This window comes from Inquilinus sp. OTU3971 (assembly GCF_038440215.1).
Genome location: NZ_JASATH010000185.1, coordinates 1 through 16615, shown reverse-complemented (window position 1 = coordinate 16615; position 16615 = coordinate 1). Strand labels below are relative to the sequence as shown.

Genomic DNA, 16615 nt, shown 5'->3' with positions numbered 1-16615 from the left:
CCCCGCGGGGCGGGGGGGCTCTCCGCCCCCCCGGCCCCTCAATGGATAGCAATCATGTTCATTCTGGCTGCCGCGCGCAGGACCAGCCTGACGTGCCTGCGCATCATTCCGACCTGGCGGTGGGGCCGGCGAAAAAAGCCGCCCCGCAAGCCGCACCGTTTCGAAACGCTTCCCGACAGCCTGCGGGAGGATGTCGGGCTGGATATCTGGCCGCGGTAACGGCCCGGCTCAGCCCTCCACCCGCCAGCCCGGCACCGTCTTGCCGCGGAAGACATGGACGTCGTCGCCGCCCGGCACCGGCAGCCGCTCCGGCAGGTCCTCGGCGCCACGGACCAGGGTGACGGTCTCCTCGTTCACCGGCAGGCCGTAGAAGGCCGGGCCGTTCAGCGACGCGAAGGCCTCGAACCGGTCCAGCGCCCCCTCCTCCTCGAACACCTGGGCGTAGCAAGCGAGCGCGACCCGGGCGTTGAACACGCCGGCGCAGCCGCAGGCCGTCTCCTTGGCATGCACCGGATGCGGCGCGGAATCGGTGCCGAGGAAGAAGCGCGGATCGCCCGAGGTCGCGGCCGCCCGCAGCGCCAGGCGGTGGCGCTCGCGCTTCACCACCGGCAGGCAGTAGTAGTGCGGCCGCACTCCGCCGACGAGCAGGTCGTTGCGGTTCAGCACCAGATGCTGCGGCGTGATCGTGGCCCCGACCCGGCCGTCGCCCTGGTCGAGCACGAAGTCGACCCCGTCCTGGGTGGTGACGTGCTCGCAGACGATGCGCAGCTCCGGAAAGTCGGTCCGGATCGGCTGCAGGTGGCGCTCGATGAACACCGCCTCGCGGTCGAAGATGTCGACCTCCGGGTCGACCACCTCGCCATGCACCAGCAGCGGCAGGCCGATCGCCTGCATCCGCTCCAGCGCCGGGCGGACCTTGGCCAGGTCGCGGACCCCGCCATGCGAGTTGGTGGTGGCCCCGGCCGGGTACAGCTTCACCGCCGTCAGCACGCCCTCCGCCTGGCCGCGGGCGAGGTCGTCGGGGTCGGTGCCCTCGGTCAGGTAGGCGGTCATCAGCGGGGTGAAGCGCGCACCCGCGGGCAGCGCCGCCAGGATGCGGTCGCGATAGGCCCGGGCGTCGGCGGTGGTGACCACCGGCGGCGTCAGGTTCGGCATGATGATGGCGCGGGCGAAATGCGCCGTCGTGTGCGGCAGCACCGCGCGCAGCATGGCGCCGTCGCGCAGATGCAGGTGCCAGTCATCGGGGCGGCGGATCGTGAGGCGGCCAATTGGAGGTTGGGCGGTCATGGCGGGTGTCCTGCAGCAGCGGCCGGATCATGGCCGCGCGGTCGATCCACCGCAAGCGCGCTTGCCAGATGGCAGCCCCGGTCCTAAGACGCCTCAAATCCGCCGGAGCCCGCCATGATCCTCTCGACCAGCTTCCCCGACCGCAAGACCATCGCCCGCCTGACCGCCCAGGCCTATCTCGAGGCCGGCGCGGTCAGCTTCAACGCCGAGACGCCCTACAAGTTCACCTCGGGCTGGGCCAGCCCGGTCTACACCGACACGCGGCGGCTGATCTCCTATCCCCGCATCCGCGGCGTGCTGATGGACTTCGCCACCTCGGTGATCCTCAGCGACATCGGCTTCGAGAAGATCGACGCGGTGGCGGGCGGCGAGACCGCCGGCATCTCCTACGCCGCCTGGATCGCCGACCGCCTGGCCCTGCCGATGCAGTATGTCCGCAAGAAGCCGAAGGGCTTCGGCCGCAACGCCCAGATCGAGGGCGTGCTGACCGAGGGCCAGCGGGTGCTGCTGGTCGAGGATTTGAACACCGACGGCCGCAGCAAGGCCAAGTTCTGCCAAGCGCTGCGCGACGCCGGCGCGGTGGTGGAGCACGTCTTCGTCGTGTTCAACTACGGCATCTTCAAGGACACGCCGAAGTTCTTCGAATCGATCGGGGTCGAGCTGCACGGGCTGGCGACCTGGTGGGACGTGCTGGAGGTCTGCAAGGCCGGCAACCATTTCGACCCGAAGACGCTGGCCGAGGTCGAAAAGTTCCTGCACGACCCGGTCTCCTGGTCGGCCGCGCATGGCGGCATCGACAAGATGCCCACGGACTGAGGCCGGCTCTTCCCCGCTCCAGCACATGAGCCATGCCCGATCGGCGCGAGACGCGTGCGCTGGAGCGGGGTGAAGGTGACGCCCGGCGACGGGGGCGGATGGAAGGGGCGCGGCCCGCCGCAGCCACGGCTCAGAGGCCCGACATGCAGGGATGGACTCCCCGGCAGCGGAGCGTCGTCGTTGCCAGCTTCCTCGGCTGGACCCTCGACGCCTTCGACTTCTTCCTCCTCGTCTTCATCCTGACCGACATTTCCCGGGAGTTCGGCACCGGCGCCGAGGCTACCTCCTGGCTGGTGACGCTGACCCTGGCGATGCGGCCGATCGGCGCCTTCCTGTTCGGCCGCGCCGCCGACCGCTTCGGCCGCCGGCCGACGCTGATGGTCGACGTGCTGGCCTATTCGCTGCTGGAATTCGCCTCGGGCTTCGCCCCGACCTTCACCGTGCTGCTGGTCCTGCGCATGCTGTACGGCATCGCCATGGGCGGCGAATGGGGCGTCGGCGCCTCGCTGACCATGGAGACCGTGCCGGTGCGTTCGCGCGGCTTCGTCTCCGGCCTGCTGCAGGCCGGTTACCCGACCGGCTACCTGCTGGCCTCGATCGTCTACGGCCTGTTCTACGATTCGATCGGCTGGCGCGGCATGTTCATGATCGGCGTGCTGCCGGCGCTGCTGGTTCTGTACATCCGCCGCAGCGTCCCGGAATCGCCGTCCTGGACCGAGACCAAGACGACGCGCGACAGCATCTCGCTCGGCGACACGGTGCGGCGGCACTGGCGGCTCGGGATCTACGCCATCCTGTTGATGACCGCCTTCAACTTCTTCAGCCACGGCACCCAGGACATCTATCCGACCTTCCTCAAGGTCCAGCACGGCATGGGCCCGCACGAGGTCAGCCTGATCGCCATCGTCTACAACATCGGCGCCATCCTCGGCGGCCTGGCCTGCGGCATGCTGTCGGAGCGCTTCGGCCGGCGCCGGGTGATCGTGGTCGCGGCGCTGCTGGCCCTGCCGGCGCTGCCGCTCTGGGCCTTTTCCTCCGGCCCGGTGCTGCTGGCCGCCGGCGCCTTCCTGATGCAGGTCGCGGTGCAGGGTGCCTGGGGCGTGGTCCCGGCCCATCTGAACGAGCTGTCGCCGGAGGAGGCGCGCGGCACCTTCCCCGGCTTCGTCTACCAGACCGGCAATCTGCTGGCGGCGATCAACCTGACCCTGCAGACCCATATCGCCGTCACCAACGGCAACGACTACGCCCTGGCCATGGCCTGGGTGACCGGCGTGGTGGCGGTGGTGATCGCCCTCTTGATCGCCTTCGGGCCGGAGAAGCGGGGCGTCGCCTTCGGCGCGGCGCGGCTCAGATCCGAGCTGAGCCCCGCCGCCGGGGAATAAGCGGCCGCGCCGGGACGACTTGAGCCGGAGGCCGGCGGGCGTGCTATAATACGCCGCCCGGCCCCCGGCCGAAGCCGCCCATCGCGATGCCCGCCATGCCGGACGAGCACCAGTTCCTCGACCTGATCGGCCAGATCTACGACGCCGCCGCCGGCGACGAGGACTGGACCAGGGTGCTGGACCGCCTGACGCGGATGCTCGGCGGCCATGCCGCGGTGCTGCAACGGCCGCAGGCGCCCGGGCAGGCGGTGCAGACGCTGGTCAGCGGCATCGACCTCGCCTATGTCGGGCTGTACGGCGTCCACTATCACCGCCTGCTGCCGATCCGGTCCTGGCTGTCGCGGCTGCCCGGCGGGTCGGTCTTCGTCGACCGCATGCTGCTGGCCGACCGGGACTATGTCCGGACCGAGTTCTACACCGACTTCCTGACGCCGCAGGACCAGCATGCCAGCCTGTCCTGGCTGGCCCGCAACCGGCAGGGCGGCGGGGCCACCCCGGCCCTGATCTCGGTCTGGCGCTCCCGCCGGCAGCCGGAATGGGAGCCGGCGCAGCTGCGCCTCCTGCACCAGCTCGCCCCGCATCTCGAGCAGGCGCTGGAGATCGAGCGCCGCCTCGGCGCCAGCGCGGTCCATCGGGTGGCGGCGGACCTGGTGCAGGGCGCCGCGGAGCTGACCTGGCGCGAGCGCGACTGCCTGGCCGGGATCGCCCGTGGCGCCTCCAGCCAGGAGATCGCGCGCCAGCTCGAGCTGTCGATCCCCGTGGTCAACGACACCATCGAAGCCGCGATGCGCAAGCTGGCGGCGACCAGCCGGGGCGAGGCCGCGGCCAAGGCGCTGGTGCTCGACCTGCTCGGCGGGTGATCCCCTAATCCTCGGGGATTGAGGCAAACGCCACAATCCGCGACCCTGGCGGTGGAATATCGCGCGGTGCGCCCGCCGTTTTCTGGCTTTTTGCGCCGAGATGGAAACAATTCGACGCAAATTCTGTTCTGATCGTGGTGCGGCCGCCGGGCGCGTTGCGGGATCGCCATTGGGTGGGGAGGTGCAGATGAATCCGGTTCTGATGGCGGCCTTCGGTCTGATCGCGGTGCTGCTATGGCGCGCCGGCCCGGGCTTCGCGGCGGTGACGGGCGGCGCGGCCCTGTCGGCGGCGGCGCTGCTGCTGACGCTGTACTAAAGGCGCAGCGCGCGGCTTCGGCAAGAGCCGTTAAAGAATCACAAATCTGCTATAGTCTCGACTGACCGTCGGCGTTGCGCCGGCGGTTTATTGTGTTCTTGCCCTGCTTCGCCATGCCGGATGACCGCGCTATCGCCCAGCTGGTCGGCCAGACCTACGACGCCGCGCTCGGCGACGAGGACTGGGCGGCCGTGCTGCGCCGGATGCTGGCGCTGCTCGGCGGCGAGGCGGTGGCGCTGCACCCGACCGGCGCCCCGATGCCGACCGACGTCGCCATCCGCGTCGGCTGCGATCCGGCCTATATCCCGCTCTACAACGCCCATTACCACCAGACCTGGCCGATCCTGCCGATGATGCAGCGGCTGCAGGTCCAGCCGGTCTTCGTCGACCGGATGCTGGTGCCGCAGGACGATTTTCTTCGCACCGAGTTCTACAACGACTATATCCGGCCGCAGGACGGCCACAGCGGCCTGTACTGGGTCGATTTCGACCGGCTGGGCCTGGGGGCGCATCTCTCGCTCTGGCGGTCGCCGCGCCGCCCCGATTGGAGCGACGAGGAGGTCCGGCTGCTGCAGCATATCGGCCCGCATATCGGCCGGGCGCTGAAGATCCAGGGCCGGCTCGTCGCGACGGGCACAGGTGGCGGCGACGCGCCGCCGCTGCTGGCACCGCGCGAGCGTGACTGCCTGGCCTGGGTCGCCCGCGGCGCCTCCAGCAAGCAGGCGGCCCAGCGCCTGGCCCTGTCGGTCTACACCGTCAACGAATATGTCGCCTCGGCGATGCGCAAGCTGCGAGCGACCAGCCGCAGCGAAGCGGTGGCGACCGCCCTCAGCCTCGGGCTGCTCGATGCCTGAACGGCGCGAACCGACGGCCTGACCCGCCAGTCCCGATGATGCGGTGCCGGGCGAGGGTCCTGGGCGTTCCGCGCCTCCAGCGCTCCTACGCCGCGAAATCCTCGATCCGGTCGGCGGCGGCGCGGTCGTAGCCGCGGCTGGCCTCGAGCAGCTGGCGGGTATAGGGCTGGGTCACGCTGCCGTCATGCAGCTGCGCCGCGGTCATGGTCTCGACGATGCGGCCGCGATTCATCACCGCCAGCCGGTCGCACATCACCGACACCACGGCGAGGTTGTGGGTGACCAGCAGATAGGTCAGCCCCCGCTCGGTCCGCAGCCGCTTCAGCAGGTTCAGGATCTCCGCCTGCACCGAGACGTCGAGTGCGGAGGTCGGCTCGTCCAGCAGCAGCACCCGCGGCTCCAGCACCAGCGCCCGGGCGATGGCGACGCGCTGGCGCTGCCCGCCCGACAGCTGATGCGGATAGCGGAAGCGGAAGCTGGGGCCGAGCCCGACCTCCTTCAGCACCCGCTCGACCCGGGCGTCGCGGTTGTCGAAGCCGTGGATCGCCAGCGGCTCCATCAGCGTCGCATCCACGGTCTGGCGCGGATGCAGCGAGCCGTAGGGGTCCTGGAACACCATCTGGCACAGCTTGAAGAAGCCCTTGTCGCGGTGCCGCCCCTGCTCCCGCCCGTCCACCGCGATCCGGCCGGTCCAGTCCCAGTTCAGGCCGGACAGAGCGCGCAGGATGGTCGATTTGCCCGAGCCGCTTTCGCCGACCAGGCCGTAGCTTTCGCCCCGCGCCACGCTCAGCGAGGCGTCGCGCACCGCATGGGTGTCGCCGAAGACGACGTCCAGCCCGGTGATGGTGATCATCGCATCCATGTCACGCCTCCAGCCAGGCCGGGTCGCGCTGCAGCACCGGCAGGAACGGCCGGGTGTCGCCGATCTGCGGCAGCGATTCGAGCAGGCCGCGGGTGTAGGGGTGCTTCGCCTGGTGCAGCTCCGCCGCCCGGCAGCTCTCCACCACCCGCCCGGCATACATGATCAGGATCCGGTCGCAGAAGCTGGCCACCAGGTTGAGGTCGTGGCTGATGAAGATCAGCCCCATGCCGCGCTGGGTCACCAGATCGTCGATGATCGCCAGCACCTGCATCTGCACGGTGACGTCCAGCGCCGAGGTCGGCTCGTCGGCGATCAGCAGGTCCGGGTCGGGGATCAGCATCATCGCGATCATGATGCGCTGGCCCATGCCGCCCGAGACCTCGTGCGGATACAGGCCCCACACCCGCTCCGGGTCGCGGATGCGCACCGCCTCGAACATCTCCAGCACCCGCCTCTTGGCCTCGCGGGCGGAGGCGCGCTTGTGGATACGGTAGGCCTCGGCCACCTGCTCGCCCACCGTGACCACGGGGTTGAGCGAGAATTTCGGGTCCTGCATCACCATCGAGATGCGGCGGCCACGGATGGCCCGCATCTGCCGCTCGCTCTGGCGCTGCAGGTCGATGCCGTCGAACACCAGCCGGTCGGCCTGGGCCCGGCCGGGCGGGCCGACCAGCCGCAGGATCGCGCGGCCGGTCATCGACTTGCCGGAACCGCTTTCGCCGACGATGCCCAGCTTCTCGCGCCCCAGGGTGAAGCCCATGCCGCGCACGGCGCGGACCTGGCCCTTGGCCGTGTCGAAGGTGACCGAGAGGTTCTCGACCTCGAGCAGCGGGCGGCTCACGACTGGCCGCCCTGCTTCGGGTCGAGGATGTCGCGCAGCCCGTCGCCGAGCAGGTTGAAGCCCAGGCTGACCACGAAGATGGCGATGCCCGGCATGGTCGCGACCCACCATTGGTCGAGGATGAAGCTGCGGCCCTTGGAGATCATCGCCCCCCATTCCGGCAGCGGCGGCTGGGCGCCGAGGCCGAGGAAGCCGAGGCCGGCCGCGGTCAGGATGATGCCGGCCATGTCGAGCGTGACCCGGACGATCACCGAGGACAGGCACAGCGGCACCACGTGCCGGGCGACGATGCGGGCGCTGGAGGCGCCCTGCAGCCGCACCGCGCTGATGAAATCGGCGTTGCGGATGGTCAGCGTCTCGGCCCGGGCGATGCGGGCATAGGGCGGCCAGGAGGTGATGGCGATGGCGATGATCGCGTTCTCGATGCCGGGCCCGAGCGCGGCGACGAAGGCCAGCGCCAGGATCAGCTTCGGGAAGGCCAGGAAGATATCGGTGATGCGCATCAAGACCGCATCGACCCAGCCGCCGAGATAGCCGGAGACGGTGCCGATCAGCAGGCCGACCGGGGCCGCGGTGATCGCCACCAGCACCACGATCAAGAGGGTCAGCCGGGTGCCGTAGATGATGCGCGACCAGATGTCCCGGCCGAGCTCGTCGGTGCCGAGCCAATGCGCGGCGCTGAAGGGCTGCAGCCGGTCGGCCAGGTCCTGCTCGATCGGCGACTGGTGGGCGAGCAGCGGCGCGATCGCGGCGGCGACCAGCAGCGCCAGCACGATCACGAGGCCGACCATGGCCAGCGGGTTGCGGGCGAGGCCGAGCCACAAGAGGTACAGCCGGCCGAGCCGGGCCTGGCCGCGCGAATGCGGCGTGTCGGACAGCAGCCAGCCGCGCCAGGTCTCGGGCTTCGGCAAGGTGTCGAAGGATTGCGTCATCGCCAGCCCCCCCGGCACACCATTTTGAGTCCTCCCTCCCCTTGCGGGAGGGGGGTAGGGGGAGGGGGTTCGCGCCGCATAGCAGCTGGCAGGCTGCTGCCCCACATCATCACGGATAGACTCTCTCGGTCCTTGAAAGGCCGGCTATCGCGTCGACAGCCCCCTCCCCCTCCCCCTACCCCCCTCCCGCAAGGGGAGGGGGGACAAGAAAAGTGCGGCTTCGCGAAATCCAGGCGCCCCATCATCGCGCCCTCGGGTCCAGCACGCGGTACAGGAGGTCGGACAGCATGTTCAGCCCGATATAGACGGCGCCGACCACGATGGTGCCGCCGAGCACCGCGTTCATGTCGGCGTTGAGCAGGGAGTTGGTGATGTACTGGCCGAGGCCCGGCCAGGCGAACACCGTCTCGGTCAGCACCGCCCCTTCCAGGAGCCCGGCATAGGACAGCGCCACCACGGTCAGCAGCGGCACGCGGATGTTGCGGAAGGCGTGGCGCCAGATCACCGCCCGCTCCGACACGCCCTTGACCCGCGCCGTGGTGACGTATTCCTGGCGCAGTTGGTCGAGCATGAAGGACCGCGTCATCCGGCTGATATAGGCGAGGCTGTAATAGCCCAGCAGCGCCGCCGGCAGCAGCAGGTGGTCGATCGCGTTCCAGAACACCTCCCATTCGCCGGCCAGAGCGGCGTCGAGCGTGATCACGCCGGTGACGGGATCGACCAGCCCGTCATAAAACACGTCGAGCCGCCCAGGCCCGGCCACCCAGCTGAGCTTGGCGTAGAACAGCAGCAGGCCGACCAGGCCGAGCCAGAAGATCGGCACCGAATAGCCGATCAGCCCGACCACCCGGACGAGATGGTCGGGCCATCGATCACGATTAACTGCCGCCATCACCCCCGCCGGTATGCCGAAGACGATGCCGAACAATACGCCCAGCGTCGCCAGCTCCAAGGTCGCCGGGAACACCCGGCCGATATCCTCCAGCACCGGGCGCGAGGTCAGCACCGAGGTGCCGAGGTCGCCCGACAGCACGTCGCCGGCATAGCGGGCGAACTGGTCCCAGAGCGGCTTGTCGAGGCCCATCTCCAGCCGCGCGTTCTCATAGACGTCGCGCGGCGCCCGGTCGCCGACCACGGCGAGCACCGGGTCGATCGGGACCACGCGGCCGATCAGGAAGGTGACGAGGAGGAGGCCGAAGAAGGTGGTCGCCAGCGAGGCGACCACGCCGGCGATGCGGAGGGCGAGCCCGCGCCGGCGCCGGCGGCGAATGCCGCCGGGCCGGGCGGGGGCCGGCTGGAGATCAGCGGCAGTCACGCGCTCAGGACTTCTTGCCGGTCCAGTAGAAGTTGCTGTCGAAGGCCGGGCCCCAGGTGATGCCCTCGACATTCTTCCGCATGGCCGGCACCTCGGTCTGCTGGAACATCACCGCGAAGGGTGAGATCTCCATGTGCTTGCGCTGCAGATCCTCATAGATCTTCGCCCGCTTGGCGCCGTCGCGCTCGGTCACCGCGCTCTGCGCCAGCTTGGTCAGATCCGCATCCTGCCAGCCGTTGCGCCAGGACAGGGTCTTCGACTTGGCATCGGCGCCGTTGTCGACATTGATGGCGAAGGTCTCGGCGTTGGAGTTCGGGTCCTGATAGTCGGTGCCCCAGCGGCCGATATAGATGTCATGGTTGCGGGCCCGGTACTTGGTCAGGGTCTGCTTGTTGTCGCCGGGGATGATCTCGACCTGCACGCCGGCCTGGGCGAAGGTCGACTGGATCGACTGCGCCATGTCCATCGAGGGTGAGGCGTTCCAGACGTCGAAGGTGGTCTTGAAGCCGTCCGGCAGCCCGGCCTTGGCCAGCAGTTCCTTGGCCTTGGCGACGTCCAGCTTGAACGGCTCGTCGGCGATCTCGCCCAGCATGCCCTGCGGGATGAAGCCCTGATGCTTGACGGCGATGCCGCGCATGAAGCTGTTGGCCATGCCGTCATAGTCGATCAGGTACTTCAGTGCCTGCCGCACCTCCGGCTTGTCGAAGGGCGGGTGCAGCGTGTTGAAGCTGACGTACCAGACCGAGCCCTTCGGCGCGTTCTCGAGCTTGATGTCGGCATTGCCGTCGAGCGACTTGAGCTGCTCGGCGCTGAGGTTGCGGGCGACGTCGATATCGCCCTTCTGCAGCAGCAGCAGCTGGGTCGCCGCCTCGGCGACATGGCGGATGAAGACTCGGCGGAAGGCCGCCTTGCCCTGCCAGTAGTCGTCGTTGCGGTCCAGCACCAGGGACTCGTTCGGCTTCCAGGCCGACAGCTTGAACGGGCCGGAGCCGGCGGAATGCGTCTTCAGCCATTCATGGCCGAAATCGCCATTCGCCTCATGCGCCTTCACCTCCTTGCTGTCGACCACCGAGGCGACGCCCGAGGTCAGGCAGTTCAGCACGAAGGTCGGGGCATAGGCCTTGTCGGTCTTGAACACCAGCGTCCGGTCGTCCGGCGCCGTGACCGTCTGGTCGACATTCTCGGCCGTCAGCCCGAACTGGCCGAGGATGAAGGCCGGGGACAGGTTCAGCTTGACCGCGCGCTGCAGCGACCAGGCCGCATCCTGGGCGGTCAGCGGGTTGCCGGAGTGGAACTTCACCCCACTGCGGATCTTGAAGGTATAGGTCAGGCCGTCATCGGAGACGGTCCAGCTTTCGGCCACGCCGGGCAGGATCTTGCTGACGTCCTTGACGTCGTAGCCGATCAGCCGCTCATAGACCTGGGCCTGGTACTCGGCCGCCGAGAACTCGAAGATCTCGGCCGGGTCGAGCGAGATGATGTCGTCGATCTGCCAGGCCTCGACCAAGGTATCCTTCGGCGTCTCGGCCATCGCCGGCAGGCTGGCGCAGGCCAGGATCGTCGCTGCGAGTATGTTGCGGGTGAAACGTTTGATCACGTTTTCCCCTCCCTGTTTGTTATGTCCAAGACCACGGAACGGTACCGGGCGGTCCATCTTCCGGGCCGCGTCGAACCGGAGTCAAGCCGCAGCCCCGGGGCACCCGGGTAACGTTCCCTGTATCGTCATCCTGCCATCAAAAAAATTTTGATGGCAGCTAAATTCCGACTAGGCTTGCTCCCAGCAAACGGGGGGCTCATGGCGGGGGACGCGGCAGCGCAGACAGCCGATGCACGGGCCGCCGTGCCGCATCTCGGCCGGGCCATCCGCGCCCGCCGCCGCGCGCTCGACCTCACCCTCAAGGACCTGGGCGAACGCAGCGGGCTGTCGGTCGGCTTCCTGTCTCAGCTCGAGCGCGACCTGGCGACGCCGTCGCTGAGCGCCCTGTCCGGCATCGCCGGCGCGCTCGGGGTCCCGCTCGACGCTTTCCTCGCGACGCCGCGCCCGGCCAGCGGCTTGACCCGCCGGGGCGAGCGGCCGGTCTTCGCCATCGGCGACGCGCCGCCCGACCGGATCCGCTACGAAAGGCTGAGCGCCGTCTTCCCCGGCCAGGCGCTGAACGCCGTGCTGGTGCATGTGCCGCCCGGTTATGCCTCCGAGACGGTGCAGCATGAGGGCGAGGAGATCGCCTTCGTGCTGGAGGGGTCGCTGCTGGTCGGCATCGGCGGCGAGAGCATCCGCCTCGATGCCGGCGACAGCCTGCACTACCCCGCCGGCCGGGCGCATCGCTGGAGCAACGCCCATGACGGCTGGACCCGGGTGCTGTGGACCGGGACGGCCCCGATCTTCGACCGACTGCGAGACGATGCATGACGACACTCACCGACCCGAAGCTGGCCGCTTCCGTGGCGGCACTGGCCACGGCCCAGGCCGAGCCCTGCCAGCCGCAGGCGCTGTACCGCGCCGCCGACGCCGCCTACCGGGCGCTGCTCGGCCACAAGCTGTTCACCATCATGGCGCTGCGCGCCGACACGGCCGAGGCGGAGCGGGTCTACACCAACGACGCCGCCTCCTATCCGGTCACCGGCCGCAAACCGATGCAGGAGAACCGCTGGTCGGCCCAGGTGATCGGCCGGCGCGAGGTGTTCCTGGGCCGCACCCTGGCCGAGATCGCCGAGGTGTTCCCGGACCATGAGCTGATCGGCTCGCTGGGCTGCGGCGCGGTGCTGAACTTCCCGGTGGTCTATGACGGGCGGGTGCTGGGCACGGTCAACGTGCTGGACGCCGAGGGCCGATACGACACGGCCGCCGCCGAATGCGGCCGCTGGCTGACCCCGCTGCTGGTGCCGGCCCTGCTGGCCGGCTGACGGAACCGAACAACGAACAGGGAGACAGATCATGCGGACCCTACCTGCCTTTCTCCTCGCCGCGGCTCTCGCGGCGCCGCTGGCCCCAGCCGCTGCGGCGACGCCGGCCGATGCGCTGGTGGTGGCCAAGAACATCGACGACATCGTCAGCCTGGACCCCGCCCAGGCCTATGAGTTCACCTCCGGCGAGATCGTCACCAACACCTATGACCGGCTGGTGCAGTATGAGGCCGAGGACATGCAGAAGCTGGTCGGCGGGCTGGCCGAGAGCTGGGCGGTGTCCGACGACGGCAAGACCCTGATCTTCAGGCTGCGGCCGGGCGTGACCTTCCAGAGCGGCAATCCGCTGCGGCCTGAGGACGTGGTGTTCTCGCTCGCCCGCACGGTCAAGCTGAACAAGGCGCCGGCCTTCGTCCTGACCCAGCTGGGCTGGACGCCGGAGAATGTCGAGCAGATGGTGCGCAAGACCGGCGATGCCGAGGTGACGGTCACCACCAGCGGCGGCTTCGCCCCCAGCTTCGTGCTCAACATCCTGGCCTCCCGCCCCGCCTCGGTGGTCGACGAGAAGACGGTGCTGGAGCACGCCAAGGACGGCGACCTGGGCAATGCCTGGCTGGGCCAGAACTCGGCCGGCACCGGGCCGTTCGCGCTGCGCACCTACAAGCCGAACGAGTCGATCGCGCTGCGCGCCAACCCGGCCTATTTCCGCGGCGCCCCGACGATGAAGTCGGTGATCTATCGCCATGTCGCCGAGCCGGCGACCCAGCGCCTGCTGCTGGAGGCCGGCGACGCCGACATGGCGCGCGACCTGACGCCGGACCAGGTGGCGGCGCTGGAGGGCAAGGACGGCATCGCCATCGGCACCTACCCGCAGGCGGCGGTGCATTTCTTCAGCCTGAACCAGAAGGTCGAGGCGCTGCAGAACCCCAAGGTCTGGGAGGCGGTGCGCACCCTGGTCGATTATGACGGCATGACCAAGAGCTTTCTGCGCGGCCAGATGAAGATCCATCAGGCCTTCTGGCCCGAGGGCTTCCCCGGCGCGCTGAACGACACGCCGTTCAAGCTCGACGTCGCCAAGGCCAAGGCCCTCCTGGCCGAGGCCGGCGTCAAGGACGGGCTGACGATCAAGATGGATGTGATCTCCAGCCCGCCCTTCACTGAGATCGCGCAGTCGCTGCAGTCGACCTTCGCCCAGGCCGGCATCGCGCTGGAGCTGGTGCCCGGCACCGGCAGCCAGGTGATCACCAAGTACCGCGCCCGCAACCACGAGGCGGTGCTGCTGTACTGGGGTCCGGACTTCATGGACCCGCATTCCAACGCCGGCGCCTTCGCCTACAACGTCGACAATTCCGACGGGTCGCCGCAGAGCACCACCACCTGGCGCAACAGCTGGCTGGTGCCGGAGCTGAGCGCCGAGACCGATGCCGCGCTGAAGGAGCGCGACGCGACCAAGCGCGACGCGATGTATGTCGACCTGCAGCGCAAGGTCCAGGCATCCTCGCCGATCGTGATCATGTTCCAGGCGGTCAGCCAGGTGGCGATGGCGAAGTCCGTGCAGGGCTACGTCAACGGCGCCACCACCGACCAGATCTACTACCGGCTGGTGACCAAGAAGTGAGCAGCGTCGTCGAGACCGAACGCCTGATCCTCCGCCCGCACCGGACGGAGGATTTCGACGATCTCGCCGCGATGTGGGCGGATCCGGAGGTGACCCGTTTCATCGGCGGCCGCCCCTCCACAGCCGAGGAGAGCTGGGCCCGGCTGCTGCGCTATGGCGGGCTGTGGGGGCTGCTGGGTTTCGGCTACTGGGCGGTGCGCGAGCGCGCCGGCGGCCGCTTCGTCGGCGAGGTCGGCTTCGCCGATTTCCGCCGCGGCCTGGGGTTCGACGGCGTGCCGGAGGCCGGCTGGATCCTGGCGCCCTGGGCCCAGGGCCGCGGCCTGGCCGGCGAGGCGGTCCGCGCCGCCCTGGCCTGGGCCGACGCCCGCTTCTGGGGCCGCAGCGTCTGCATCATCGACCCGGACAACGCCCCGTCGCTGCGCCTGGCCGGCGCCTGCGGCTATCGCGAGGCCGACCGCATCACCTACAAGGACCATCCGGTCGTCCTGCTGGAGCGACGGCGGCAGCCATAAGTCCGGCCGCCGCAATTCACCCGCGGTGCGGCCACAGTGCCGCCCCCGTCCCTTCCTATACCCCTGCCGCTTTGACACGGATCGCGGCCTGGGGCCGGGAAGGATTGCGACATGGCGTATTTCGAGGGCACCGCGGGAAACGACGTCATCGAAGGCAGCTCGGGCGACGAGGCGGACACCATCCTCGGCCTCGACGGCGACGACAATCTGAGCGGTCTCGGCGGCAATGATTCGCTCGATGGCGGCGCCGGCAACGACACCCTCGTCGGTGGCGATGGCGACGATTCGCTGCTGGGCGGCACCGGGGCCGACGTGCTCAACGGCGGAGCCGGGATCGATTCCATCTCCTATGCCGACAGCCCCGCGGGCTTTCCCGTCACCATCAACTTGGCGACCGGCCAGGCCCAGGGCGGCATGGCCGCCGGCGACACGCTGATCGGCATCGAGAACGTCACCGGCACCTGGAGCACCGACATCCTCACCGGCAACACCGCCGCCAATGTCCTGGTCGGGTTGCATGGCGACGACGTGCTCGACGGCGGCGACGGCAACGACCGGCTCGAGGGCGGCGTCGGCGTCGACACGCTGATCGGCGGCGACGGCGACGACCTGATCGATGGCGATTTCGGCGCCGATGCGGTCAATGGCGGCGCCGGCATCGACACGGTCAGCTACGCCGCCTCGGTCGGCAACGTCGTGGTCGACCTCTCGGCCGGTCACGGCGGCGGCTTCTACGACGATGCCGGCGACACCTATCAGGGCATCGAGAATGTCGTCGGCAGCCAATATTGGGACGAGATCACCGGCGATGCCATGGCCAACCGGCTGGATGGCGGCGACGAGACCGACACGCTGCGCGGCCTGGCCGGTGACGACACGCTGATTGGCGGCGCCGGCGCGGATGTGCTGGAGGGCGGCGACGGCTATGACACCGCCGAGTACGGCACCAGTGCCTCCGCCGTGCATGTCTTCCTGGCCGGCGGCACCACCAGCGGCGGCGACGCGGCTGGAGATGCCCTGGCCGGTATCGAAGCGCTGGCCGGGTCGAGCTTCGACGACACCCTCCACGGCGACGCCATCGCCAACCGGCTGCGGGGTGGCGATGGCCACGATTCCCTCTATGGCGATGCGGGCAACGACGTCCTCGAAGGTGGCGACGGCCAGGACGCCCTGACCGGCGGGCTGGGCGCCGACGTCCTCGATGGCGGCGCCGGCCGCGACGCGGTCCATTATTTCGGCTCGGCCAGCGGCGTCACGATCGATCTCGCCGCTGGAACCGGCAGCGGCGGCGAGGCGCAAGGGGATGTGTTTCGCGGCATCGAGATAGTCTATGGCAGCCATTGGGACGACCGCCTCACCGGCAATGCGGACGACAATTATATCTTCGGCGATGCCGGCGACGACGTGGTCGAGGGCGGCAGCGGCCTGGACAGCCTAGTCGGCGGCGAGGGCGACGACGTGCTCCGCGGCGGGGCGGGAGCCGACACGCTCGAGGGCGGCGCCGGCATCGACACCGCAAGCTATTACAGCGGCACCACCAGGGTCCTGGTCAGCCTGGCCAGCGGCCTTGGCAGCGGCGGCGAGGCGCAGGGCGATATCCTCTCCGGCATTGAGAACCTCTCCGGCAGCCAGGGCAACGACAGCCTCTACGGCAATGCCGGCGCCAACATCCTGCAGGGCTGGAACGGCAACGACGACCTCATCGGCAGGGCCGGCCAGGACATGCTGACCGGCGGCGCCGGGGCGGATCGCTTCCAGTTCGCCGCCGTCGGCGACAGCGTGGTCGGAGCCAATGCCGATGTCGTCACCGACTTCAGCCGCGCCCAGGCCGACCGCATCGACCTGGCCGCGATCGACGCCAGTACGATGGCGGCCGGCAACCAGGCCTTCAGCTTCATCGGCACCGGCCTCTATACCGGCGTCGCCGGCCAGCTGCGCTACGCCGTCGCCAATGGCGTCACCACGGTCGCCGGCGACCTCAACGGCGACAAGGTCAGCGACTTCCACATTACCCTGACCGGCAGCATCGCCCTGGTGGCCGCCGACTTCGTGCTCTGACCCGCGGTGGGGGGGGGGGCCCCCCCGCCCGCGGCCGCCGCCCGGGCCGGGGATTTTT

General features: G+C 69.4%; 17 protein-coding genes. 11 read left to right on the top strand and 6 right to left on the bottom strand.

Annotated features, from left to right (window positions below; all coding sequences use genetic code 11):
* The first annotated feature begins 54 nt into the window (after positions 1-54).
* Positions 55-219, top strand: coding sequence for a hypothetical protein (locus AAHM41_RS32350; protein ID WP_342240753.1), 165 nt, complete (start codon positions 55-57; stop codon positions 217-219).
* Between the two features lie 9 nt (positions 220-228).
* Here AAHM41_RS32350 and pyrC read toward each other — a convergent pair whose 3' ends face one another.
* Entirely contained in the window at positions 229-1287 is a 1059-nt protein-coding gene (pyrC, locus tag AAHM41_RS32345; RefSeq protein WP_342240752.1) for a dihydroorotase, read from the bottom strand.
* A 114-nt stretch (positions 1288-1401) separates the two neighbouring features.
* On the opposite strand from pyrC, the gene AAHM41_RS32340 reads away from it, so the two are divergent.
* The 5 genes from AAHM41_RS32340 (at position 1402) to AAHM41_RS32320 (ending at position 5515) form a co-directional block, all read left to right on the top strand.
* Complete coding sequence (locus AAHM41_RS32340; RefSeq protein ID WP_342240751.1) at positions 1402-2103, top strand: orotate phosphoribosyltransferase; 702 nt, start codon at positions 1402-1404, stop codon at positions 2101-2103.
* Positions 2104-2246: 143 nt separating this feature from the next.
* On the top strand, positions 2247-3485 hold the full coding sequence (locus AAHM41_RS32335; RefSeq protein WP_342240750.1) for an MFS transporter: 1239 nt from the start codon (positions 2247-2249) through the stop codon (positions 3483-3485).
* Positions 3486-3580: 95 nt separating this feature from the next.
* Positions 3581-4345: a helix-turn-helix transcriptional regulator gene (locus AAHM41_RS32330; RefSeq protein WP_342240749.1), complete on the top strand. Its 765-nt coding sequence runs from the start codon at positions 3581-3583 to the stop codon at positions 4343-4345.
* Between the two features lie 187 nt (positions 4346-4532).
* Positions 4533-4661, top strand: a complete 129-nt coding sequence (locus tag AAHM41_RS32325; protein WP_342240748.1) for a hypothetical protein — start codon at positions 4533-4535, stop codon at positions 4659-4661.
* A 92-nt stretch (positions 4662-4753) separates the two neighbouring features.
* Positions 4754-5515, top strand: a complete 762-nt coding sequence (locus AAHM41_RS32320; RefSeq protein ID WP_342240747.1) for a helix-turn-helix transcriptional regulator — start codon at positions 4754-4756, stop codon at positions 5513-5515.
* Positions 5516-5600: 85 nt separating this feature from the next.
* Here the strand turns inward: AAHM41_RS32320 and AAHM41_RS32315 are convergent, their stop codons facing one another.
* The 5 genes from AAHM41_RS32315 to AAHM41_RS32295 form a co-directional block, all read right to left on the bottom strand.
* Positions 5601-6368 (bottom strand): ABC transporter ATP-binding protein, encoded by a 768-nt coding sequence (locus AAHM41_RS32315; protein WP_342240755.1) that lies wholly within the window; start codon positions 6366-6368, stop codon positions 5601-5603.
* Between the two features lie 10 nt (positions 6369-6378).
* Positions 6379-7218 (bottom strand): ABC transporter ATP-binding protein, encoded by an 840-nt coding sequence (locus AAHM41_RS32310; RefSeq protein WP_342240746.1) that lies wholly within the window; start codon positions 7216-7218, stop codon positions 6379-6381.
* Complete coding sequence (gene nikC, locus AAHM41_RS32305) at positions 7215-8150, bottom strand: nickel transporter permease (RefSeq protein ID WP_342240745.1); 936 nt, start codon at positions 8148-8150, stop codon at positions 7215-7217. The genes AAHM41_RS32310 and nikC overlap by 4 nt, the downstream gene beginning before the upstream one ends.
* A 241-nt stretch (positions 8151-8391) precedes the next feature.
* The gene (locus AAHM41_RS32300) at positions 8392-9465 is read right to left on the bottom strand and encodes an ABC transporter permease (RefSeq protein WP_446719500.1); all 1074 of its coding nucleotides are present in this window, start codon (positions 9463-9465) and stop codon (positions 8392-8394) included.
* Between the two features lie 4 nt (positions 9466-9469).
* Positions 9470-11062, bottom strand: coding sequence for an ABC transporter substrate-binding protein (locus AAHM41_RS32295; RefSeq protein WP_342240744.1), 1593 nt, complete (start codon positions 11060-11062; stop codon positions 9470-9472).
* 198 nt (positions 11063-11260) lie between these two features.
* Between AAHM41_RS32295 and AAHM41_RS32290 the strand changes: the two genes are divergently transcribed.
* The 5 genes from AAHM41_RS32290 (at position 11261) to AAHM41_RS32270 (ending at position 16557) form a co-directional block, all read left to right on the top strand.
* Positions 11261-11875: a helix-turn-helix domain-containing protein gene (locus AAHM41_RS32290; protein WP_342240743.1), complete on the top strand. Its 615-nt coding sequence runs from the start codon at positions 11261-11263 to the stop codon at positions 11873-11875.
* Positions 11872-12369, top strand: coding sequence for a GAF domain-containing protein (locus AAHM41_RS32285; protein WP_342240742.1), 498 nt, complete (start codon positions 11872-11874; stop codon positions 12367-12369). Before AAHM41_RS32290 ends, AAHM41_RS32285 begins: the two co-directional genes overlap by 4 nt.
* Before the next feature lie 31 nt (positions 12370-12400).
* Entirely contained in the window at positions 12401-13987 is a 1587-nt protein-coding gene (locus AAHM41_RS32280) for an ABC transporter substrate-binding protein (protein WP_342240741.1), read from the top strand.
* On the top strand, positions 13984-14499 hold the full coding sequence (locus AAHM41_RS32275) for a GNAT family N-acetyltransferase (RefSeq protein WP_342240740.1): 516 nt from the start codon (positions 13984-13986) through the stop codon (positions 14497-14499). Before AAHM41_RS32280 ends, AAHM41_RS32275 begins: the two co-directional genes overlap by 4 nt.
* Before the next feature lie 111 nt (positions 14500-14610).
* Positions 14611-16557 carry a calcium-binding protein gene (locus AAHM41_RS32270; RefSeq protein WP_342240739.1) on the top strand — a complete coding sequence of 649 codons (1947 nt, stop codon included), beginning with the start codon at positions 14611-14613 and terminating at the stop codon, positions 16555-16557.
* The last annotated feature ends 58 nt before the right edge of the window (positions 16558-16615 follow it).